The organism is Merdimmobilis hominis (assembly GCF_900104615.1).
Classification (GTDB): Bacteria; Bacillota; Clostridia; order Oscillospirales; family Ruminococcaceae; genus Merdimmobilis; species Merdimmobilis hominis.
This window is the reverse complement of the sequence record NZ_LT629939.1, coordinates 247,082-268,393: the sequence shown is the minus strand read 5'-3', so window position 1 is coordinate 268,393 and position 21,312 is coordinate 247,082. Positions and strand designations below refer to the sequence as shown.

Annotated in this window: 21 protein-coding genes; 14 read left to right on the top strand and 7 right to left on the bottom strand. The window is 56.0% G+C overall.

Features of this window, described 5'->3' with window-relative positions:
- Nucleotides 1-91 precede the first annotated feature (91 nt).
- From sigG to BQ5353_RS01275, 10 genes are all read left to right on the top strand, one after another.
- The gene (gene sigG / locus BQ5353_RS01315; protein ID WP_054331070.1) at nt 92-862 is read left to right on the top strand and encodes an RNA polymerase sporulation sigma factor SigG; all 771 of its coding nucleotides are present in this window, start codon (nt 92-94) and stop codon (nt 860-862) included.
- Between the two features lie 251 nt (nt 863-1,113).
- The gene (locus BQ5353_RS12855) at nt 1,114-1,251 is read left to right on the top strand and encodes a hypothetical protein (RefSeq protein WP_162273095.1); all 138 of its coding nucleotides are present in this window, start codon (nt 1,114-1,116) and stop codon (nt 1,249-1,251) included.
- Complete coding sequence (locus BQ5353_RS01310; RefSeq protein ID WP_054331071.1) at nt 1,251-1,439, top strand: GNAT family N-acetyltransferase; 189 nt, start codon at nt 1,251-1,253, stop codon at nt 1,437-1,439. Before BQ5353_RS12855 ends, BQ5353_RS01310 begins: the two co-directional genes overlap by 1 nt.
- A 168-nt stretch (nt 1,440-1,607) precedes the next feature.
- A complete protein-coding gene (locus BQ5353_RS01305) occupies nt 1,608-2,405 on the top strand; it encodes a M55 family metallopeptidase (protein WP_054331072.1) in 798 nt (265 codons plus the stop codon).
- A gap of 48 nt (nt 2,406-2,453) precedes the next feature.
- Complete coding sequence (locus BQ5353_RS01300) at nt 2,454-2,744, top strand: YlmC/YmxH family sporulation protein (RefSeq protein WP_071427147.1); 291 nt, start codon at nt 2,454-2,456, stop codon at nt 2,742-2,744.
- Between the two features lie 257 nt (nt 2,745-3,001).
- A complete protein-coding gene (gene rpsB / locus BQ5353_RS01295; RefSeq protein WP_054331073.1) occupies nt 3,002-3,736 on the top strand; it encodes a 30S ribosomal protein S2 in 735 nt (244 codons plus the stop codon).
- A 100-nt stretch (nt 3,737-3,836) separates the two neighbouring features.
- Nucleotides 3,837-4,745, top strand: a complete 909-nt coding sequence (tsf, locus tag BQ5353_RS01290) for a translation elongation factor Ts (protein ID WP_071427146.1) — start codon at nt 3,837-3,839, stop codon at nt 4,743-4,745.
- 253 nt (nt 4,746-4,998) lie between these two features.
- Nucleotides 4,999-5,271 carry a DUF1905 domain-containing protein gene (locus tag BQ5353_RS01285; RefSeq protein WP_054331074.1) on the top strand — a complete coding sequence of 91 codons (273 nt, stop codon included), beginning with the start codon at nt 4,999-5,001 and terminating at the stop codon, nt 5,269-5,271.
- Between the two features lie 183 nt (nt 5,272-5,454).
- Nucleotides 5,455-6,693: a redoxin family protein gene (locus BQ5353_RS01280; RefSeq protein ID WP_054331075.1), complete on the top strand. Its 1,239-nt coding sequence runs from the start codon at nt 5,455-5,457 to the stop codon at nt 6,691-6,693.
- A 32-nt stretch (nt 6,694-6,725) separates the two neighbouring features.
- Nucleotides 6,726-7,280 (top strand): DUF3795 domain-containing protein, encoded by a 555-nt coding sequence (locus tag BQ5353_RS01275; protein WP_071427145.1) that lies wholly within the window; start codon nt 6,726-6,728, stop codon nt 7,278-7,280.
- Nucleotides 7,281-7,349: 69 nt separating this feature from the next.
- On the opposite strand, the gene BQ5353_RS01270 is transcribed toward BQ5353_RS01275, so the two are convergent.
- Genes BQ5353_RS01270 through BQ5353_RS01260 form a run of 3 tightly spaced genes read right to left on the bottom strand, consistent with a single transcriptional unit; the run spans nt 7,350 to nt 9,296 of the window.
- A complete protein-coding gene (locus BQ5353_RS01270) occupies nt 7,350-7,733 on the bottom strand; it encodes a Fur family transcriptional regulator (RefSeq protein WP_071427144.1) in 384 nt (127 codons plus the stop codon).
- 38 nt (nt 7,734-7,771) lie between these two features.
- Nucleotides 7,772-8,533: a flavin reductase gene (locus BQ5353_RS01265; protein WP_071427143.1), complete on the bottom strand. Its 762-nt coding sequence runs from the start codon at nt 8,531-8,533 to the stop codon at nt 7,772-7,774.
- A 19-nt stretch (nt 8,534-8,552) separates the two neighbouring features.
- Nucleotides 8,553-9,296: an SDR family NAD(P)-dependent oxidoreductase gene (locus BQ5353_RS01260; protein WP_054331078.1), complete on the bottom strand. Its 744-nt coding sequence runs from the start codon at nt 9,294-9,296 to the stop codon at nt 8,553-8,555.
- A 287-nt stretch (nt 9,297-9,583) separates the two neighbouring features.
- Between BQ5353_RS01260 and BQ5353_RS01255 the strand changes: the two genes are divergently transcribed.
- The 4 genes from BQ5353_RS01255 to BQ5353_RS01240 all read left to right on the top strand — a co-directional run bounded on the left by BQ5353_RS01255 (nt 9,584) and on the right by BQ5353_RS01240 (nt 16,753).
- Nucleotides 9,584-11,143, top strand: coding sequence for a catalase (locus tag BQ5353_RS01255; protein WP_231358446.1), 1,560 nt, complete (start codon nt 9,584-9,586; stop codon nt 11,141-11,143).
- Between the two features lie 194 nt (nt 11,144-11,337).
- Nucleotides 11,338-14,256, top strand: coding sequence for a PAS domain-containing protein (locus BQ5353_RS01250; RefSeq protein ID WP_071427142.1), 2,919 nt, complete (start codon nt 11,338-11,340; stop codon nt 14,254-14,256).
- A 205-nt stretch (nt 14,257-14,461) separates the two neighbouring features.
- Entirely contained in the window at nt 14,462-16,066 is a 1,605-nt protein-coding gene (locus BQ5353_RS01245) for an N-acyl-D-amino-acid deacylase family protein (protein ID WP_054331081.1), read from the top strand.
- Between the two features lie 15 nt (nt 16,067-16,081).
- Nucleotides 16,082-16,753 carry a hypothetical protein gene (locus tag BQ5353_RS01240; protein ID WP_071427141.1) on the top strand — a complete coding sequence of 224 codons (672 nt, stop codon included), beginning with the start codon at nt 16,082-16,084 and terminating at the stop codon, nt 16,751-16,753.
- 47 nt (nt 16,754-16,800) lie between these two features.
- Here the strand turns inward: BQ5353_RS01240 and BQ5353_RS01235 are convergent, their stop codons facing one another.
- Genes BQ5353_RS01235 through BQ5353_RS01220 form a run of 4 tightly spaced genes read right to left on the bottom strand, consistent with a single transcriptional unit; the run spans nt 16,801 to nt 21,250 of the window.
- Nucleotides 16,801-17,658, bottom strand: a complete 858-nt coding sequence (locus BQ5353_RS01235; RefSeq protein ID WP_054331083.1) for an amidohydrolase family protein — start codon at nt 17,656-17,658, stop codon at nt 16,801-16,803.
- A 3-nt stretch (nt 17,659-17,661) separates the two neighbouring features.
- Nucleotides 17,662-18,618, bottom strand: coding sequence for an ABC transporter permease (locus BQ5353_RS01230; protein WP_054331084.1), 957 nt, complete (start codon nt 18,616-18,618; stop codon nt 17,662-17,664).
- A gap of 3 nt (nt 18,619-18,621) precedes the next feature.
- Nucleotides 18,622-19,704, bottom strand: coding sequence for an ABC transporter permease (locus BQ5353_RS01225; RefSeq protein WP_054331085.1), 1,083 nt, complete (start codon nt 19,702-19,704; stop codon nt 18,622-18,624).
- Nucleotides 19,694-21,250: an ABC transporter ATP-binding protein gene (locus BQ5353_RS01220; RefSeq protein WP_071427140.1), complete on the bottom strand. Its 1,557-nt coding sequence runs from the start codon at nt 21,248-21,250 to the stop codon at nt 19,694-19,696. The genes BQ5353_RS01225 and BQ5353_RS01220 overlap by 11 nt, the downstream gene beginning before the upstream one ends.
- Nucleotides 21,251-21,312 lie beyond the last annotated feature (62 nt).

The window sequence follows — 21,312 nt, the reverse complement described above, 5'->3', positions numbered from 1 at the left end:
CTGCTCAAAAATTGGAAAACACCGCCCTGCATTTCTCCCCGAGGGACTGCCCATACTGAATTCTGTAGCAATCAGAAAAGGGGATGGGCCGGTGTACATCAACAAAGTGGAAATCTGTGGGGTCAACACATCAAAATTGACGGTGTTGAAAGAAGCGGAGAAGGTAGAGCTTTTGAAGCGGGCCAAAGCGGGGGATGAAGCCGCCCGGGAAGAATTGATCCAAGGCAATCTGCGCCTGGTGCTCAGCGTGGTGCAGAAATTTACCAACCGGGGGGAGAACATGGACGATCTCTTCCAGGTGGGATGCATCGGTCTCATCAAGGCCATCGACAACTTCAACCCGGATTTGATGGTCAAGTTTTCCACCTATGGGGTGCCGATGATCATTGGGGAGATCCGCCGCTACCTGCGGGACAACAACGCCATCCGGGTCAGCCGCTCCATGCGGGACACCGCTTACCGGGCCATGCAGGTCAAAGAGGCGCTGATCGCCGAGAACAACCGGGAGCCCACTGTGGAGGAGATCGCCAAGCGGATGGACGTCCCCAAGGAGGACGTGGTCCTGGCCTTGGAGGCCATTGTGGAGCCAGTTTCCCTGTACGAGCCGGTCTATTCCGACGGCGGGGACACCATCTATGTGGTGGACCAGGTGGGGGACCCTTCCCGGGACACCGACTGGCTGGATGAACTGAGCTTCAAAGACGCCATCACCAACCTGAGCGACCGGGAAAAGCGGATCCTCTCCCTGCGGTTTCTCACCGGAAAGACCCAAGTGGAGGTAGCCAAAGAGGTGGGGATCTCCCAAGCCCAGGTCAGCCGGTTGGAAAAAGGGGCCTTGGATCGGATCAAAAAGCAGATGTGACACGGCTTGAAGCTGTGGGGCGTGGTTCCACATGGGGATATCCTAGCAGATTCCCGCCCGATCTCCCCTTTGACAACCCCCTCTTTGAATAGGATAATAACTGGGTAGACCAGTTGTTGTCCTATTTTTGCTTTTAGGAGGGGTTTTGCGATGGGACGGATTCCCGGGCTAAGGGGGAGGAGTGGGGAAACCCTTTCCCGCCTAGCATTGGAATCGGAGGCCTATTGGGTCTATAGCAGGAATATTTGACGGTGTTTGTGGAGCAATATGGGGTAACCCAGGCGCTCCTGGAAAAGTACCCTGCTTTTGTTCTGGAGCGGGAGGGGGAACTCCTGGGATTTTACGCCTTCTCGCCCAAAGAAGGGGAGCTGGAGTTTTTCTATGCCTAATGGGTCAGGGAGTTGGAAGAAAGCTCTTCGACCACTGTCTGTCCCAGTGCCGGGCGCGGGGGATTTCAAATTTCTCCTTTGTCACCAGCCCCCAAGCGGTGGGGATTTATGGGAAAGTGGGCGCCCAGGTGGTGGGGGAAGTCCCCTCCTCCATCGACGGCCGGCCCATCCCCCGGATGGACGAGTAGATAAGGGGAGGGCAGCGTCTTTGTTTGGTGATACTTTTGGGGAAAATAGGCAACAAGCACAAAAAATATAACAAATTATAGCCAAGATACAGGATGACATTCCACTGGATTTAATTTATAATAAAAATAATTTAATTATTAATTAAAACCGTGAAAGGAGTCTGTGTCATGCGCGTATTTCTCAGTGCAGATATTGAAGGCACCGCAGGGATTGCCCGTTGGGAGGAGGCACGTGCCCAAGAGTCCTGCCATCAGTATTTTAAGGAACAGATGTCCCGAGAAGTGGCGGCCGCTTGCCGTGGGGCGCTGGCTGCGGGAGCAGATGAGGTGGTTATCAAAGACGCCCACGGCCCGGCCAGCACCATCATCCCTTCCTATCTTCCCAAGAACGTCCGGATCATCCGGGGCTGGTTTGGGAGCCCTCAGCTGATGATGGATGGACTGGACAGAACTTTTGACATGGTGGTCTGCACCGGCTATCACTCCGCTGCCAGCTGGGATGGCAACCCCCTTGCGCACACCATCAACGTCTCCAAGGTAGACAGGGTGGCCATCAACGGCGAGACCTGCAGCGAGTTTATGCTCAATGCCTACACCGCTGCTTACCACAACGTTCCCGTGGTGTTCGTCAGCGGGGACAAAAACCTGTGCCAACGCTCCAGTGAGTTCATTCCCGGCCTGACCACTGTCTCCACACTGGAAGGTATTGGAAACGCTAGCCTTTCCATCCACCCCGAAACTGCGGTGGAACAGATTGAAACTGGCGTCAAGGAGGCCGTTTTAGCCCACCGGACTGAAGTGGTAAAGCTTCCCAAGCATTTCTCAGTTGATCTGCGCTTTAAGGAACAGCATTTGGCTTACCGGGCCGCCCAGTTCCCGGGAGCTTCCCTGGCGGAGGCAAAAACTGCCCACTTTGAGTCGGGGGACTACATGGAGGTTCTGCGTTTCCTCTACTTTACCATATAAGCATAACCGGCGTCATTTTCTCATATAGTACAGGGGGAGGTGGCGCTCTTGTATTGCCGAGTGACCGATTTGCGGTACAAAGATGTGGTGAATATGCGGGACGGGATGCGCCTTGGCTGCGTTTGCGATGTGGAGGTGGACACCGCCACCGCCCGGATTGTCAGCCTGGTGATCTTTGGGCGGTACCGGTGGTTTGGGCTTCTGGGCCGAGAGGATGACATCGTCATCAACTGGTGTGACATCCAGCTGATCGGGGAGGACACCATCCTGGTCAACTTTAACTGCCCATCGCCGGGGCCGCGGCCGGGGTTCCGAATGTTCGGCCGGGGAAACCGATAGCCGGCTTCCCGTGCAATGGCTTTTCGTGGCCGGCGCACAACCGGAATAGGGACAACCCATATTCCAGAACACCCCTTAGGCAATCTGGGCCGAGAAGAGGGGAAAAGTTAAAAAAGTGCTTGTCAAGTGCATTTTGTTGTGCTATAATAATCCGGAAAAACGCATGCGGCATAATTGCCCTGGTTTGTGGTGTCCAAAAACGGATTGCCAGGCAAGGCGCATGCCGCAGAGGTCACAACCATAAGGAGGATTTATCAATGAGCGTAGTATCCATGAAACAACTTCTCGAAGCAGGCGTGCACTTCGGTCACCAGACCAGAAGATGGAACCCCAAGATGGCCCAGTACATCTTTACCGAGCGCAACGGCATCTACATCATCGACCTGCAGAAAACCGTCAAAAAGCTGGAAGAGGCTTACATGTTCGTCCGTGACGTTGCTGCCAACGGCGACACTGTGCTGTTTGTCGGAACCAAGAAACAGGCTGGCGATTCCGTTCGTGAAGAGGCTGAGCGCGCTGGCGTCCACTATGTCAACGCCAGATGGCTGGGCGGCATGATGACCAACTTCAAAACCATCCGCCGCCGGATTGAACGCCTGAACCAGCTCCAGAAAATGGAGGAGGACGGCACCTTTGACCGCCTGCCCAAGAAGGAAGTCATCAAGCTCAGACTGGAAATCGAGAAACTGGAAAAATTCATGGGCGGTATCCGGACCATGAACAAACTGCCTGGCGCACTGTTCGTTGTCGACCCCAGAAAAGAGAAGATCGCTGTTTCTGAGGCGAAGAAACTGGGCATCCCGGTTGTCGCCATTGTGGACACCAACTGCGACCCCGATGAAGTCGACTATGTCATCCCTGGCAACGACGATGCCATCCGCGCTGTGAAGCTGATTGCTCAGACCATGGCCGATGCGATCATCGAGGGCAGACAGGGCGTGCAGGAAGCAGCCGAGGATGCAGCAGAAGAAGCTGTCGCCGACGCTGAATAATCCCACTTCGCAAGAAGGATGCCCGGGCAGTTTTGTTCGGGCATCTTTGCAATATTCCTGTAAAATTACCTGAATTTTAAATATTATTGGAGGAATCAACATGGCTTTTACAGCGAAAGACGTACAGACCCTGCGCGAGAGAACCGGCTGCGGCATGATGGACTGCAAAAAGGCGCTGACCGAAACCGACGGCGATATGGAGAAAGCAATTGAGGTTCTGCGTGAGAAAGGCCTGGCTGCCGCTGCGAAAAAAGCGGGCCGCATCGCTGCTGAGGGCGTAGTTTACGCCTATGTGGACGAGGCCAAGAAAATCGGCGTTGTCATCGAAGTCAACTCCGAGACCGACTTCGTCGCCAAAAACGACAGCTTCATCGCTTTTGTGGACACCTGCGCCAAAACCATTGCCGAGCAGAACCCCGCTACCGTTGAGGCCCTGCTGGACTGCAAAGCGGCTGGCTCTAACGAGACCGTTGCCGACATGCTGCGGGAGAAGATCCTCACCATCGGTGAAAATATGAAGATCCGCCGGTTTGCCCGCTACGAAGGCGAGGTCGTCACCTATATCCACGGCGGCGGCAGAATCGGCGTCATGGTTGGCTTCGAGACCGACTTGGCCGACAAAGCGGAGTTCAAGGATTACGCCAAAGACATCGCCATGCAGGTTGCCGCTTCCGCTCCCACTTACCTGGACAAAGCTTCTGTCCCCTCTGAGACCATTGAGAAGGAGAAGGAGATCCTCACCGTCCAGGCCATCAACGAGGGCAAACCCGCCAACATCGCTGAGAAGATGGTCATGGGCCGTATCAGCAAGTACTACAAAGAGGTCTGCCTGCTGGAGCAGCCCTTCATCAAAGACGGGGATCTGTCTGTGACCCAGTACACCGAGAAGGTGGCCAAAGAGCTGGGCGGCAGCATCAAAGTCACCGGCTTTGTCCGTTATGAGAAGGGCGAGGGCTTGGAGAAAAAAGAGGATAACTTCGCGGATGAAGTTGCCAGCATGATCAAATAAGTTCTCCACAGAAATAAAAGATGGGGAAGCACCGGAATCTGTCATAGAATCCGGTGCTTTTTCTCTTCTGCTGGAAAAACGGCTGCGGGAAGATCCATTCGGTTTTTCTACTGCATTCACAGAACCTGCCTCTCTTACAGATACCTCCTGTGACGGGCGTTGACTGTTTTTGCCGGGATAGGGAATTCTATCAAAGGCGGGCCTATAGCCGGAAAGTGGCAGCGGCCCTTATATTTTAGCAGGGGGTATTGGCATGAACGAGAAAAAATACCAATTTACAGCGGTAATTCAAAAGGTGCCGGAAATTGATGGGGCCTATATCGAATTTCCCTATGATGTGAGAGTGGAATTCGGCAAAGGCCGGGTCAAAGTCCAGGTGGTCTTTGATGGCACAACCCTTTATGATGGCAGCCTTGTGCGGATGAAAACCCCAGGGCATATTTTGGGGGTGCGCAAAGACATCCGGGCCAAATTGGGCAAACAGCCGGGGGATTTGGTGGATGTCCTCCTGTGGGAGCGGCCTTGAGGGCTAAGCCCTGTAAAAAGATATCAAATCCCATAAAATACCATCTAGCGGTTTGGTCATTCTATGGGTGGCAATCCGGCGGAAAATAATGTACACTAAATAAGTAGAAAAATGTGCTGCCCAACTGATTGGGAAAAAGGCCGGCCGGTTTCTATCGCAACCCCCCTTAAGGAGGAATGGTTTATGAATTGGACAGAAAATATATCGGTGCTTACGGTGTTCCTTCAAGGGCTGCTCAGCTTTTTTTCCCCCTGCGTGCTGCCCCTTTTGCCGCTGTACATCGGCTATCTTTCCGGCGGTGCGCAGACGGTAGGGGAGGACGGCACAGTCGCATATCAGCGGGGAAAGGTGCTGACCAATACCTTTTTCTTTGTCCTGGGCATCAGCGGGACCTTTTTTCTGCTGGGACTAGGTGCCACTGCTATGGGCGAGTTTTTCAGCGGCCACCGGGTGGCGCTCACCCGGCTTGGCGGCGCTATTGTCTTGGTGTTCGGGCTGTTCCAGCTGGGGGTATTCCGCTCCTTCACCCTGAGCCGGGAGCGGAGGCTGCCCTTCCGGTTGGATCAACTGGCTATGAATCCCCTCACCGCCCTGGTCATGGGGTTCACTTTCAGCTTTTCTTGGACACCTTGTGTAGGGCCGGCATTGACAAGTGTTTTGCTGATGGTGTCTTCCGCTGCCTCCCGCGGGGAGGGAATCCTTCTCATCGGGGTGTATACCCTTGGTTTTGTCCTGCCCTTTTTGGCTGTGGGGTGGTTTACTTCTGCCCTCCTATCCTTTTTTAAAAAACACCAGAGGGTGGTCCGCTTCACCGCCAAAGCGGGCGGCATACTGCTGATCATCGTGGGTGTGATGATGCTGACGGGAATATACGGGGCAGGGGGGAACCTTGGCGGTGCCACTTCAGGAAATTCCCAGGGGGAGGAAAAAGCCAAAACGGAGGCCCCGGATTTCACCTTGGTGGACCAGTATGGGAATACCCACACCTTGTCCGAGTACCGGGGCAAGACGGTGATCCTCAATTTTTGGGCGACCTGGTGCCCCTACTGCGTCCAAGAGATGCCGGACTTGAAGGAAATCTATCGTGTTTATGGTTCCAATGAAGAGGATTTGGTGGTCTTGGGGGTCGCAAATCCCAAGACCGATGAATACGCCTTCGCCAACGACCAATCCCTGGAGTTCGTTGAAAACTTTCTGGAGAAGGGCGGATATGAATACCCAGTGGTAATGGATGTATCCGGTGAGGTGTTTGCCGCCTACGGTGTCACCAGCCTTCCCACTTCCATTTTTATCGACGACCAGGGGTATATCCACCGGGCGGTGCGGGGAGCGGTGTCCCGCTCCAGCCTATACACTTTGACAGAAGATGCATTGAAGGCCGCGGTGCCCAAGTTCCCGGAGGGGGAGAGCCGCCAGGGCTAGGACACTGCATGAGATTGTGAGGAAAAGCCGAGATGAAAAACTACCGAAGATCTGACCCGCGGTTCTCCCTGTGTGGGCTGAACTGCGGCTTGTTCCCCATTCACCACATGGAGGACGGTTGTCCAGGCTGCGGAGGAGGGGAGGGCCATCAGCCTTGCGCCGTCATCCGGTGCAGCCAGCAGCACAGTGGGGTGGAATACTGCTTTTTGTGTGAGGAATACCCCTGCCAGCGCCTGCAGGACAGTTTGGAATTCGATTCGTTCCTGACCCATCAGCACATGCTTCGGGATTTGGACCGGGCCCAAAAAATGGGGATGGAAACCTATCTCGAAGAGCTGGGGGAGAAGACCGCCATTTTAGAAAAACTCCTTGCGGGGTACAACGACGGACGGCGCAAATCCTTCTTCTGCTTGGCGGTCAACCTGTTGGAGCTTTCCGACTGCCAGGAGGTTTGGGAGGAGATTTCCAGCCAGACCACTGGCGCCCAATCCCCCAAGGAACGGGCCGCTTTGGCGGTGAGGCTGTTTCGGGAGCGGGCTGATGAGCGGGGCGTGGAGTTGAAGCTGCACAAGAAGCCCAAGAAGTAAAGCGGATATTCTTTTAAATTAGATACATAAAAAGCTGCCCATCCCTCTATGGGATGGGCAGCTTTTTGGTTACTGTTTTCCTTCCTCATCCAGCTCCTTGCGGCACTGGGGGCAGAGGATGTTGATCTTCAAATCATAGGATAAGACCGGGGTGCCGGTGTCCTCCTCCAGCTTTTGGAGAAGCCCCTGTAGCTGGACGTCCAGCAGCTTACCGCAGCGTTGGCAGAGCATGTGGTCATGGGGAAGAAGGGCACGGTCAAACCGGTCCGGTTCCCCAGCCAGCTGCACCCGGCGGATCTCCTCGTCCTTCACCATTAGATTGAGGTTGCGGTACACGGTGCCGATGGCGATGGAAGGCATTTCCTGTTTGGCCAAAAAGTAGATTTGATCGGCGGTTAGATGGTCGTCGGCTTCCTGAATAATTCGATGGATGAGTTGGCGGTGTTTGGTCATGGAATTGCCCTCCTTTCAGCACAGCTTTGGGGGATGTGTCAGCTGATTTGTTTAAAATTCTCCCTGCCCACGCCGCAGACTGGGCAGGTGAAGCCGGCGGGGAGCTCCTCCCCTTCATAGACGTAGCCGCAGACCTGGCACATAAATTTCGAGAGGGGTTTGCGGGGTTTGAAATTCTCCCTGCTCACGCCGCAGACCGGGCAGGTGAAGCCGGTGGGGAGATCTTCCCCCTCGTAGACGTACCCGCACACCTGACAGACAAAACCGCCGGAGGATGCCTTGGGTTTGGATTCCTCTTCTGGGGGTTGGTAGGTGGGGGCATTTTTGGGGCTCTTGCCTTTGAGCACGGCATGGTAATAGGCATAAGTCATAGCAGGGGCAGTCCGCTCGTAGACCTCGGCGGCGATGACCTCCCCCAGAAAAACGGTGTGAGTAGAGGTCTCCATTGTGCTGATCACCTTGCAGACCATATAGCCCATGCTGGCTTTCACCACTGGGATGCCTTCCGCCAATTCATAATCTACCCCGGCAAATTTATCCTTGTCCTTGCCGGACTGAAAGCCGAAAGCGCCGATCAAGACGGGATCGGTGTTTTCCGGCAGGATGGAGACGGCGAACTTGCCGGTTTTGGCGATGCAGCCATTGGTGAAATTGTCATGGTTGACGCTGACCGCCAAGGTAGCGGGGGAAGAGGTGATCTGCATCACACTGTTGGTGATACAACCAGTGGGGCGCTGGCCATCCAAGGTGGTGGTGATATACACGCCATAGGATAGATCTCGAAAAATTTTCGTATCCATGGTCAAATCTCCCTTTCCATTAGCTGATGGTAGCCCCATCTACCGACAGTACCGCGCCGGTGATGTAGCTGGCCATATCACTTGCCAAAAACAGGAATGCATTGGCAATATCCTCAGGTTCGCCCATCCGGCCCAAAGGGATGGTAGAGGCAATGCGCTGGACCATCTCCTCCGGGAGCGCGGCGACCATATCGGTGCGGATGACGCCGGGGGCTACTGCGTTGACCCGGATGTTGTCTTTGCCCAGCTCCCGAGCAAGGGATTTGGTCAATCCGTTGACGGCAAATTTGGAAGCGGGATAGCCGCAGCCAGCGGGTTGGCCATAAAGGCTGACCATAGAGCTGGTGTTGAGGATTACTCCACCGCCTTGTTCCTTCATAATTTTCGCGGCAGATTGGGTGCAGCGGAACACGGCGTTGACATTTAGGTTTATAATCTTCTCAAAATCGGCGGGATCGTAGTTGTAGAGGGAATCCCGCTGAGAGATTCCCGCGTTGTTGACCAAAATATCCAGGTGGCCAAAAGCTTCTTTTACCTGTTGGAAAGCGGCTTCCACAGCGGCGGTATCCGACAGGTCCGGGGCAATGCCCATAATCTGGGCGTCTGGGTAGCGTTCCCGCAGCTGGGCAACTGCTTTATCGGCGGTTTCCTGCCGGGAGCCGGCCAGAGCCACAGCAGCGTGATTCTCCAAAAATTTTTCCACGGTGGCAAGACCAATGCCACGGGTTCCTCCTGTTACAATGGCTACCTTACCTTTTAACATATGCATTCCTCCTGCTTTTTATATTTCTTAGTTTGACAGGAAAAGACCGCTTTATGAAAACCCTTTCCAGTTTGCAAGACAAATCTACGAGAATCATTCTTAATTTTATTAAACCACAGCGGCAAGGGAATGTCAACCTTTTTTGTATATTTTATTTTCCATTTTATCCGTTGAGGGACAAAGGTGTCCGGCAAAAAGGGTATGGCAGACAAAAAAGCCGCATAAAATGGAAGGAATTCGAAAAATTGGTCTCACCACAAGCGTGTGGAAACAAAGGAGGTTCAGCTGTGGAACAAAGCGGTTGGTTTAAATTGGAAAACAACGGGCAGGCCAAAGCCCCAGCCCCCAAGGCACAGTCCGCCGAGGTGCGCAAAGAGCCGGCGCCCAAAACCATTATGGAGGAAAAATATTATCCCATGCAGGGAAAGGGGCTTGCCACAAAAATCCCCCAGCCGGCGGCGCCTCTGCCCTCTATTGTGCAGAGCCGGGGCCGGGAATCCCAGACCGATCCCTATGGGGATGCGCCCCAGGAACTCCACTCCCAGACGGTTGGCCCCACCGGCCCGGTGTTGCTGCAAGACACGGTACTTCATGAAACACTGGAACAGTTCGTACACAGCCGCCCCCGGGACCGGGTGGTCCACACCAAGGGTTATGGGGCGACTGGGTATTTCCGCCCCTACCGGTCGATGGCGGAATACACCAAGCTGTGCTTTTTACAGAACCCGGAGGAAAAAACCCCGGTTGCCACCCGTTTTTCCCTGGCGGTGAGCAACAAAGGCACCCCGGATACCTCCCGGAATGTGCGGGGGTTTTCCACCAAGTTCTATACCAGCTGCGGGGTGTTTGACCTGCTCTGCAACCACATCCCTGTGTTTCTGGTGCGGGATGCCATTCGGTTCCCCGAGGCGATCCGTGCCCTTTCCGCCTCGCCGGTCAACGGCCTCATCGACCCCAACCGGTTTTGGGAGTTTGTGGCCCGAACCCCGGAATCCACCCATTTCATCACCTGGTTGTACTCCGATATGGGTACGGTAAAGAGCCTGCGGCATATCCGTGGCAGCAGCGTCAACACCTATGTGTGGTGCAATGAGGCGGGGGAGCGGCGGTTTGTCAAATACCACTGGATTCCCATGGCTGGGGAGGAATTCATCAACCAGGAAGAAGCGATGAAACTGGCTGGGGAGAATCCGGATATCGCAGGGCAGGACCTGTATGATGCCATTGCCAAGGGGCAGCCGGTGGAATATGAACTTCGGGTACAGCTTCTTCTGCCGGAAGAGGCGGAGTCCCTGTCCTTCGATCCGCTGGATGACACCAAGATCTGGCCAGAGGACAAAATCCCCCTGGTGCCGGTGGGGCGGCTCACCCTGGACCGCAATCCAGAGAATTTCCTCCATCAGGTGGAGGAACTGGCCTTTGCACCCACCAATCTGCTGGAAGGGGCGGAACTCTCGGCGGATAAGATGCTCCAGGGCCGCTCCTTTATCTACAAAGATGCCCAGCGGTTCCGCTTGGGGCCGGACTTTGGGGAGATCCCAGTCAACCGCTCCCGGGGAACTGGGCGGCCTCAGCCCACCTTGTCCAGTGGGAAGGGGATACGCCTCTCCGGGGACATTGTGCGGGAGGAAATCCCCAGGGCAGACGACTTTACCCAGGCAGGAGAGCGATACCGCAGCCTTACCCCTGAGGGGAGGGAGCACCTGGTGGAAAACATCGCTGCCCAGTTGGTTTCCGTCCAGGAACGGATCCGGGACATGGTATTGGGGTATTTCTCCAAAGCGGATTCCGACTTTGCCAAAGCGGTGGCAAAGGAGATGGAAGAGGGAGGGAAAAGACAGAATTAATAGGCGGTGGAGCCAGGGCAGTTGCCTCCGGCTCCATTTCTTTTTGTAATACGGACGGTGTTATCGGCTTGACAAACGCTGCGTGTCAGGGTACGATTATTCCATATCGTCCCTCTTGTTTGGGCTGCTGGCTGGTTGAGTCCGGGCATTCTGCCACAGGGGGGTGCAAGTCCACTGGGAGAGGAGGAAGATCCATGCCAAACACCCCAAAGGAAACCATAAAGGGTTTTTTTGAGGCTTATTTGGGACAGAGGGATCTAGCCAAAACACTGTCCTACCTGCTGCCGGAAGTGCAGTGGGTGGGTACGGGTAAACATGAAATTGTCCGTACTATCGGGGAGGCCGAAGAGGCGCTGAAGGCAGAATTTGCTGCTGAACCCCTGGGTTACACCCTTCGCTTTTGGGGGGAGAAAGAGACCTGCTTAGGCGGTGGATTTGCCATGTATTTCACCCATCTGGCCGTCTCCCGTGGGGAGGATGAGGGCAAGCCGGTCACCTTGGAAATCCGGGTGACCGCCGTCTGCCGGGAGGGGAAGATTGCCTCCATCCATGCCTCGGTGCCCACCTTTCTCCAGGAGGAAGAGGAGTACTTCCCCATGCGGTTTGGGGAGCGCACCTATTCGGAGCTGACCAAGGCGGTTCGCGCCAATGCGGCACAACTGCTGTATCGATGTATCCCCGGTGGGATTGTAGGCGGCTACATGGAAGAGGGACGCCCCCTGTATTACATCAATGAGGAGATGCTCTCCTACCTGGGGTTCACCTGCGATGAATTTTTACAGGCAACTGGCGGCTTACTAGTCAACTGTATCCACCCGCAGGATCGGGAAAAGGTGAAGGAACGGATCACCGCAATGCTTGATTCCGGTGATTTTTATGAGGTGGATTACCGGATGCTCTGCAAAGGCGGCCAGTATATTTGGATCCATGACATTGGGAAAAGGGTCCAGGCGGAGGATGGCCGGCCGGTGGCCCTCAGCGTCTGCTATGACATTAGTGACCAAGTCCGGCTGCATCAGGAGATGGAGCAGGCCGCCGTAGAACTACAGGGGAAAAACAGGGAGCTAAAGGAATTGGCCAACAACATCCCCGGCGGTGTGGTGAAATGCATTTTCGGCGGGGATCTGCGGACCATTTACCTATCCGAAGGGTTTTGCCGGATGCTGGGCTACTCCGCCCAGGAGATCGCCTTGGGCGGGAGTTTCTATGATTTTCTGTGGGAGGAGGACCGCACCCGGGTTCAGTCAGAGCTGGAGCGTGCGGCGGAAGACATCTGCGCCAAAGGGAGCAGCCTTTCTTTGGAGTACCGTCTCCGCACCAAAGGGGGCTCCCACATCTGGGTGCAGGAGACCAAGCGGGCCATTTTGGAGGACGGAGTACTGTATGGGTACAGTGTGCTGATGGATATCACCGCCCGCCATGAAATGGAACAAAAGCTGAAGGTCAGCGAAAAACGGCTGAGCATCGCGCTGGATCAGACCACCAACCTGGTATTTGATTACCACATCCCCACCAAGCAGATCTCCTTTACCGAAGGGCGGTACCAGATGGATTACAGCACTCTGGAAAACGTCCCGGACAGTGTGATCCAGGAAGGGCGGATCGCCCCGGAATCCCTAAAGGATTGCCGGGAGATGTTTGAGGACATCCAGCGGGGGGAAAAGGCCGCTTCCAGCGAAGTGCTGATGCGCTATACAGGCGAAGGGCCGTTTGTCTGGGTCAGAATTTCTTTGACTACCATCCATTGGGAGGATGGCCGGCCGGTGACCGCTGTTGGGGTGATGGAGGATATCACTGCCCGCAAAGAGGCGGAGCGTTCCTTCCTCAAAGAAGAACAGTACCGGCAGGCGATGCTCTCCTCCATGGACGCCTATGGGGAGATCAACCTGACTAAGAACCGGTTTGAAAAAATCTCCGGCTTGTGGGAGACCTACCTCGCCGTGAAAGGAACTTCCACCTACCAGGAGATTGCGGAGGCAAACAGCCGGCGGTTTGTCCATTTTGAGGACTGGGACAATTATGTCTCTGTGGTCTGCCGGGAGAATTTGCTCCGGTCCTACGCCGCTGGGAATCGGGAAATCCATTGCCAGCACCGCCGTCTCAATAGGGACAACCAGATGGTCTGGATGTTGCTGACCATCCACCTGCTGGCCGACCCGGATTCAGGAGACGTCAAGGCCCTGGCCTACTTGAAGGACATCAACCGGGAAAAACAGCGGGAACTGGAACTCCAATACCAGGCCAAAAAAGACCCCCTTACCCAGCTGTATAACAAAGGCACCGCTGAGGCGTTAATCCGCAACATCCTCCAAGAGCAGAAGGGGAGTCACACCTTCTTCATCCTGGATCTGGATCATTTTAAAGAGATCAACGACACCTATGGCCATATGTTTGGGGATATTGTGCTTTCCCAAGCGGGCAAAGTGCTGTCACAGCTGTTCCGTTCCAGCGACATAGTGGGCCGTCTGGGCGGGGATGAATTCCTGGTGTTTATGCGCAATGTTCCCTCTCAGGAGCTGGTTTTGCGCAAAGCAAAGGAGATGTGCAACGCCGTCTCCAAGCTGTTTGAACAGGATAAGGGGGTCTTTTGTAGCGTGGGCGTGTCCTGCTGCCCGGAGGACGGCAGAAGCTATGAGGAGCTATACCGCCGGGCGGACAAAGCTCTTTACGCCGCCAAAAACAATGGCCGCAACCAGTTTGTCCTTTACCGGGAGGTAGAGCACGGTTCCCAGGAGGGTTCTTTCCAGCTCACCAACATCGATCAAGAGGAGCCGGGGAACGCCTCCGGCCTGTCGGCAGTGCTGGAGCGCCGGTATCTGTCGGAACAGCTTCTCGACCAGTTGGACGCCATTGTCTACGTCAGTGACCCGGAGACCTATGAGCTCTACTATGTCAACCGGGCGATGTACTCCAGTTCTGGCTACGCCGAAGCAAGTGCTATGAGGCCATTATGGGCCGTTCGGAGCCCTGCCCCTTCCGCACCAACGACTGGCTGGGATCTGACAAATTCTACATTTGGCGGCATTACAATGAAGTCCTCCGCCGGGAGTATATCCTCAAGGACAAATTCATCCTCTGGAATGGCAAAAAGGCCCGGATGGAGATCGCCATAGACCCCAATACGTTGGTGGAATAAACAACATCCCCAGAGCGAAGGGAAAGGTCCCTTTCTCCGGGGATTTGTTCCGCTGGGGAGCCCGCCATTGCGCCTGCCATGCGGAAGGTATATAATGAGGGTATGTTGACTTTTATGTCTGCTGGCGCAATCTATTTTTATGCGCTGACGCAGGAACGACAACAACAGGAGGAAAAATCCATATGTATGATGTTTTGATTCAAAACGGCACCCTAGTGGACGGAACGGGGGCGCCCTGCCGCAAAGGGGACATCGCGATAAAAGATGGAAAGATCGCCGCCGTAGGGGAGAACCTCCCTGGGGAGGCTGCCCGGGTGATTGACGCCGCAGGCAAGGTGGTGTCCCCGGGGTTTATTGATTTCCACAACCATTCGGACGCGGGGATTCTCCTGGGCCTGGATGCCCATAACTACTTGGAACAGGGGGTGACCACCCAGGTCACCGGCCTCTGCGGCACCGGCGCAGCTCCCTGTTACCCCGGCATGGTGGATGAAAACAAGGTGGGACTCTCCCAAGAGGAGTGCCAGAAATGGGACGCCATCTGCGACAGCATCCCTTCCTTTTTGGATCATGTCTCCCAGATGGAGCTGGGGGCCAACATGGCCTTTTTCATCCCGCAGGGCAACATCCGGGGCCGGGTGATGGGGTTTGACCCCTCCGTCCCCACAGAGGAGCAGCTGGAGGAGATGAAAGCCTTAGTCCGGGAGGCGATGGAGGCAGGGTGCATCGGCTTCACCACCGGCCTGGTGTATGCCCCCTCGGTCTACGCCGGGGAGGAGGAGCTGGTGGAACTGGCCAAGGTAGTGGGGGAATACGGCGGCTGCTACGATTCCCACATCCGCGGCGAGGGGGCCAACGTGGTCGAAGCGGTAGAGGAGGCCATTCGGGTCGGGGAAAAGGCCGGCATCCCAGTGGTGATCTCCCATGTCAAGGTGATCGGAGCGGAAAATGAGGGGCTTTCCCAAGAGATCATCCGGGTGATGGAGGAAGCCAATGCCCGCGGGGTGAAGGTCCGGGCGGACCAGTACCCCTACTTGGCGGGGAGTGCCCCCTTTATCAGCTGCATCCCCCCAAAGTTCCATGTGGACGGGGACGATAAGCTGACAGAGTCCCTCAAAGATCCAAAAGTCCGCCAGGCGATCACCCATTCAGTTCTCCACGAAAGGGAGGAGTTTGAAAGCCATTGGGTCTCCGCCGGGTTTGAAGGCTGTTTGATGGTGGGCTGTGCCAAAACTCCCCAATATATTGGGAAAACCATCGCCCAGATCGCAAAGGAGGAGGGGAAAGACCCCTTTGACGCCTCCTATGACCTGCTGATCGCCAACGACGGCGTGGCCCAGGGCATCTACTTCTGCCAGAACGAATCAGATATGCTCCGTCTGTTGGCTCATCCATATGTCATGGGCGGCAGCGATTGGTCCAACTTCACCTCCCGCCACGACCCGGAGCAGGTGGGCGGCGCCCATCCCAGGGGGTACTCCACTTTTATCAACCGCCTTGCCCTGATCCGCGACCACCGGCTGATGACCTTGGAGGAATCCATCCACCGGATCACCGGCTTGCCTGCTGAGATGAGCGGCATCCAAGGAATTGGCGTTCTGCGAGAGGGCGCCCGGGGCGACGTCTGCATCTTTGACTACGATGAGCTTCGCGCCCAGAGCGACTATGTCCACCCCTTCCGGCCCAACCTGGGGCTGGATTATGTGTTGGTGGGCGGCAAGCCCGCGGTGGAGCAGGGCCGGTACACTGGAGTGAAAAACGGCCGGGTGCTGCGCCGCGGCCGCTAATGGGGAGGCCGATTTATGTACCATCAGCCCTTCCGCCATGTGTGGAGGCCCGGCCCTGCGACATCTTACTGTGTGGAAAAGGGATTCTCCACCACCTTTGGGGAACAGTGTGACGGGTACGCCCGTGCGGAAAACGGGCTGCGCACCCTGTTGGGCGGGCCTTGGCCCCAGCCCTTCCCCGGCCGCAAGCGGTATAACCTTTTAAAAGCCATCACCTTTGAAGTGGAAGAAAACCTTCTGCAAATCTTGGAGGACAGCGGCCTTCCCAAACCCACTAAAGTGGATCGAAGCCAGTTGAAAAGGCTGGAACCGGCCTACCGCCTCACCGGATATCGGGCCGTCTATACCATGACGGGGGAGGAGTTCTGCCCTTTTGCAGGGCTCTTAGATGGGGAGCTCCCCTGGTTTTTGGAGGGGGCGAAGGTCTTTGCCTCCAACTCTGCACATCGGGAGCGGGCCACCCAGGAGAATTTGATCCTGGCGGTGGCGGGTTTGCGTTGCCTCCTGTACGCCCAGTATGGGCCGGAGGTGGACTTGGCGATTGCCCCCAGGGACAAGGAGAAGCAGGGGATGGGCTACTTCAAGGCCCAAAGCCTGTTCCAGGTTATCCCGCCGGAGTGGGAGGAGGCAGAACAGTATGCCTTCGACCCCAGGGGAGAGCTCACCTTTGAAAACTACCCTTTTTAAAACGGAAAACCCCCTCGCTTCCAACGAAGCGAGGGGGTTTAAAAATATTACAGCTTCAAAATCCGCTTGGCATTTTCAGACAGCAGCTGTTCCAGCACATCTTCCCGGAAGGGGAGGGCCCGGAACTGCTCCATGCTCTGGATCATGGAGCGGATGGGATAACCAGTGGCAAACAACATCCGGTACTTGAGGAAGTAGTTGGCCGCTTTCACATACTCATCCGCAAAGGGCATGTTGGGGATGTAGCAGTAAAAATCGGGGAACAGGTAGACATTGGGGCAGATCAACGCCATGCCCAGCGCCTCCTGGACAAAAGGCCAGCAGCCGTGGTCCACAGTGAAGATCACATCAGGGTAGCGGTTGGCGATCCGCTGGATGTGAACCGGGTGGGCATAGCTCATATCCGGCCCCACAAAGATGCTGTCGGTCAGCGAGACGATCAGGCCCAGTTCCTGGCACTTGTCATAGATGGGGGTGAGGCACTCATCGTCGGTGTAGAGGCCAAAATACCCCGGCTCAATGGAAACGCCTTTGAAGCCGAACTCCTTGGCGGTGCGCTCAATCTCCCGGACGGCAGCGGGGATATCGGAAAGGTCGATGCCGGCAAAGCCCAGCAGCTTATTGGGGTATTTTGCGACCAGTTCAGCGATCTCATCGTTGGGGACATACCCTTCGGTGGGGGTCTGGCGGCCGTGGATTACCGCCAGGTCGATGCCAGCTTTCTCCATCTCCTGGAAGTAGAGATCCATATCGCAGGTGCGGGCCGATTCCATCTCGCCGCTGTTCATGTTGAGGGCGGGAACCAACTCGGGGCTCTCAAAATCCTCATCCACCTTGCGGGGGAAGAGGGCAGTGTTGGTGGCAAAGCTCTTGTACGGGGGACGAGAGCGAAAATCAATGACCACAGGTTAACCCTCCTTGACAGTGTTGGATTGGCGCATCTTTTGGATGCGCTTTTTCTCCGCCTCCTGACGGCGGATGGAGTAGAGCACCAGGCCCACGATGGTGGCCAGGTAGGGAATCATCAGCAGCAGTTCCGAAGGGATGCTAAAGGATTGCAGCACATTGGCCAGAGCATCTGCTACGCCGAAGATCGCCGCCGCAAAGGCCGCGCCAAAAGGATGGCCGCCTCCCATGGATTCCGCTGCGATGCCAATGAAGCCGCGGCCCGCCATCATATCCCGCACAAAGCGGCTGGCATAGGACATGGACATGAACATTCCGCCAAAGGAGGCGAACATGCCGGAGAGGGCCAGGGCGATCAGCTTGATCCGGTTGGAATTTTCCCCTACGGATTCCGCCGCCATAGAGTATTCGCCCACCGCCCGAATCCGAAGGCCCAGAGGGGTCTTATACAGGAGCACATACATGACGATGACGCTGACAATGGCCAGGTAGGTAAAAAAGCTGTGGCCAGAGAGGATCTCCCCCAGAATGGGGATGTCCTTTATGATGGGGATGTTGATGTTGGGCACCGTAAGGCTGGCCAGGCTGGCGGTGGAGCCCTTGTCGCCGGTGATGGCGAACATGGCGAAGACGGTGCCGCCGTTGGCGATCAAGTTGATGGCGATACCGGTCAGCCAGATGTCGGTGTCCATGATGATGTGGAAGTACCCCAGAAAGAGGCCGATGCCCACCCCGGCCAGCATCCCGATGAGGACGGCCAGCCAGACGTTTTTCAGGTAAGCGCTGGCCACGACGCCCGCCAGGGCGGAAACCAGCATGGTGCCTTCAATGGTGATGTTGCGCACCCCCGCCTTCTTGGCGATGAGGCAGGCCATAGAGGCGAAGATGATGGGTGTGGTGACCCGGATGATGGTGGCTACAAACCCAGCTGAGAAAATGACGCTCCAGAAACCGTTCATCTCTTATGCCTCGCTTTCTGCCGGCTGCGCTGCGGCGGCTTTGATGTTTTTCACGATCAGTTTCTGCTGGGTGCCAGCCAGGAAGCCTTTGGCTGCGATGAGCAGGATCATAAATGCCTGGATGACCACCACCAGCTCGCTGGCCACATCGCTGGTGCGGTTCATGATGTCGGCGCCGGTTTTGATGTAGGCGATGAACAGCGCCGCAATGGGCACAAACTTGGGTTTAAACCCGGCGATGGTGGCAATCAGGATGCCGTCCCATCCAAAGCCGGGGAGAGCCATCCACTGGAAGCGGTTGTGCCGCCCCAGGATCTCCGCCGCACCTCCCACGCCGCTGAGGAAGCCGCCCAAAAAGGAGCTGAGCATGCACATGGCGAAGATGTTGACCCCGGAGTATTTGGCAAACTTCATGTTGGATCCGATGAGCCGCATTTTGTAGCCGATGTGGGTCTTGTCCATCAGGACATAAACCAAAACCATGGCCACAATGGCTAAGATCAGGGCGCTTGTCACTTTGGTGCCCTTAAAGAGGGTCCCCAGTACCGCCCCGGAGGGGATGGCATAGGAGGCGGTCATGCCTACATCGGGGTCGCGGATGACATAGTTTAAGATGTACAGCCCCAAGTAGAGGAGCACGTAGTTTAGCATTAAAGAGCCTACAAACAGGTCGGCGTCAAACTTCAGCTTTAAATACATGGGGATCATGGCGACAACGCCGCAGACCGCGCCTGCCATCAGGAAGGAGGAGAGCTTTGCAGGCATCCCGGTAAAGCCGGAGGAGATGGCCACCCAGGCCGCCAACAAGCCGCCGAAGAAGACCGATCCCTCACCGATGACGCTGCTCATGCCCACCGAGAACATGACGCATACCCCCAATGCGGTAAAGCAGACCGGGATGAAGTACTCGATCAGGTTGCCGAACCGGCGCACCGTGCTGAAGGGGCCGGTCAGGAAGGATTTGATGGCGGCCAGAGGCTCCTTGCTCACCATCATGATAAACAGGAAGGCCAAAACCATGGCAATGAGGATGGCCAGCATGGTTTTGATCACCCCGAAGAATTGCAGCAGCTTTTTATTGCTCATAACAAACCTCCCGGATCTCGTCTTCGGTCTGGCGCTGAACGCCCAGCATGTATTGGCCCAACTCCGCCTCAGTGAGGGTGGAGGCATCCTCGAAGTAGGCGACGATCTCGCCGTCGTACATCACGATCATAGAATCGGAAAGCTCCATGATCTCATTGAGGTCGGCGGAGACCAGCAGCACAGCCACGCCGCTGTCCCGCAGCTCCACCAGCTTTTCGTGAATGGCCTTGGCGGTGCCCACATCGATGCCCCGGGTGGGCTGGTCGGCGATGACCAGAGAGAGGTCGCCAGTCAGTTCCCGGGCCACAACCACCTTCTGCATATTGCCGCCGGAGAGCATCCTGACCAACACATTCTCGTCAGCGCATTTGATCTCAAAATCCCGGATGAGCCGGGTGCAGTAGTCCTTGATCTTTTTGGCGCTCAAAAAGGGGCCGTTGCTGACAGTGGGGCTGTCGCTCTTGTCGGAGATCAGGTTTTCCGCGATGGTGGAATCCCCGGCCGCGCCGTAGGTCAGCCGGTCCTGAGGGATATGGCCCACCTTGGCGTCCCGGATCTGCCGCACGGTAAAATGGCTGGAGTCCTTGCCGCCAATTTTGATGGTCCCGTCCTCGATTGGGCGAAGGCCGGTAATAATCTCAATCAATTCCCGCTGGCCGTTTCCTTCTACCCCGGCAATGCCCAGAATCTCCCCGCCCCGGGCAGAGAAGTTGACGTTTTTCAGCATCATTTTCTCTTGTGCGTATCCGTAGGAGAGGTTTTTCACCTCCAGCACAGGGGCTCCAGGGTGCTTGGGTGCTTTGTCGATTTTGGAGACCACGTCCCGCCCAACCATCAGCCGGGAGATGTCCTCCACCGAGACTTCGTCTACATTATAGACGCCCATGGACCGGCCGCTGCGCAGAATGGTGATCCGGTCGCACAGCTCTTTAATCTCCCGGATTTTATGGGAGATAAAGATCACCGTGTGCCCCTGTTCCCGCAGCAGTTTGAGCTGTTTGAACAGCTCGCTGGTCTCCTGGGGGGTGAGGACGGCAGTGGGCTCGTCCAGGATGAGAATGTTCGCCCCACGGTATAGGGCTTTGAGGATTTCCACACGCTGCTTCATCCCCACTGCCAGGTCGGAGACCCGGGCGCGGGCGTCGATGGGCAGGTTGTATTTTTGGGAAATGGCTTCGGTCTCGGCCACCGCCTTTTCCATGTCCAGAAACATGCCTTTTCGGGGCTCGCTGCGCAGGACCATATTCTCCGCCACCGAGAGGGATGGGACCAGCATAAAGTGCTGGTGCACCATGCCGATGCCCAGTTTGAGGGCATCGGTGGGGGAATTGATCTCCACCTTTTGGCCGCGGCAGTAGATTTCCCCTTCATCGGGGTGTTCAATGCCGAAGATCATCTTCATCAGGGTGGATTTGCCCGCGCCGTTTTCCCCCATCAGCGCGTGGATCTCGCCGGCATTCACCGAGAAATCCACCTTGTCGTTGGCCAATATGCCGTTGCCGTAGATTTTTGTGATGCCCTTCATGGACAGTACAGGTTCGCTCACAGAAATGACCCATCCTTTCCTAGGTGGTTGAATTCGATGGAATAGAAACCGAAAAACGGTTT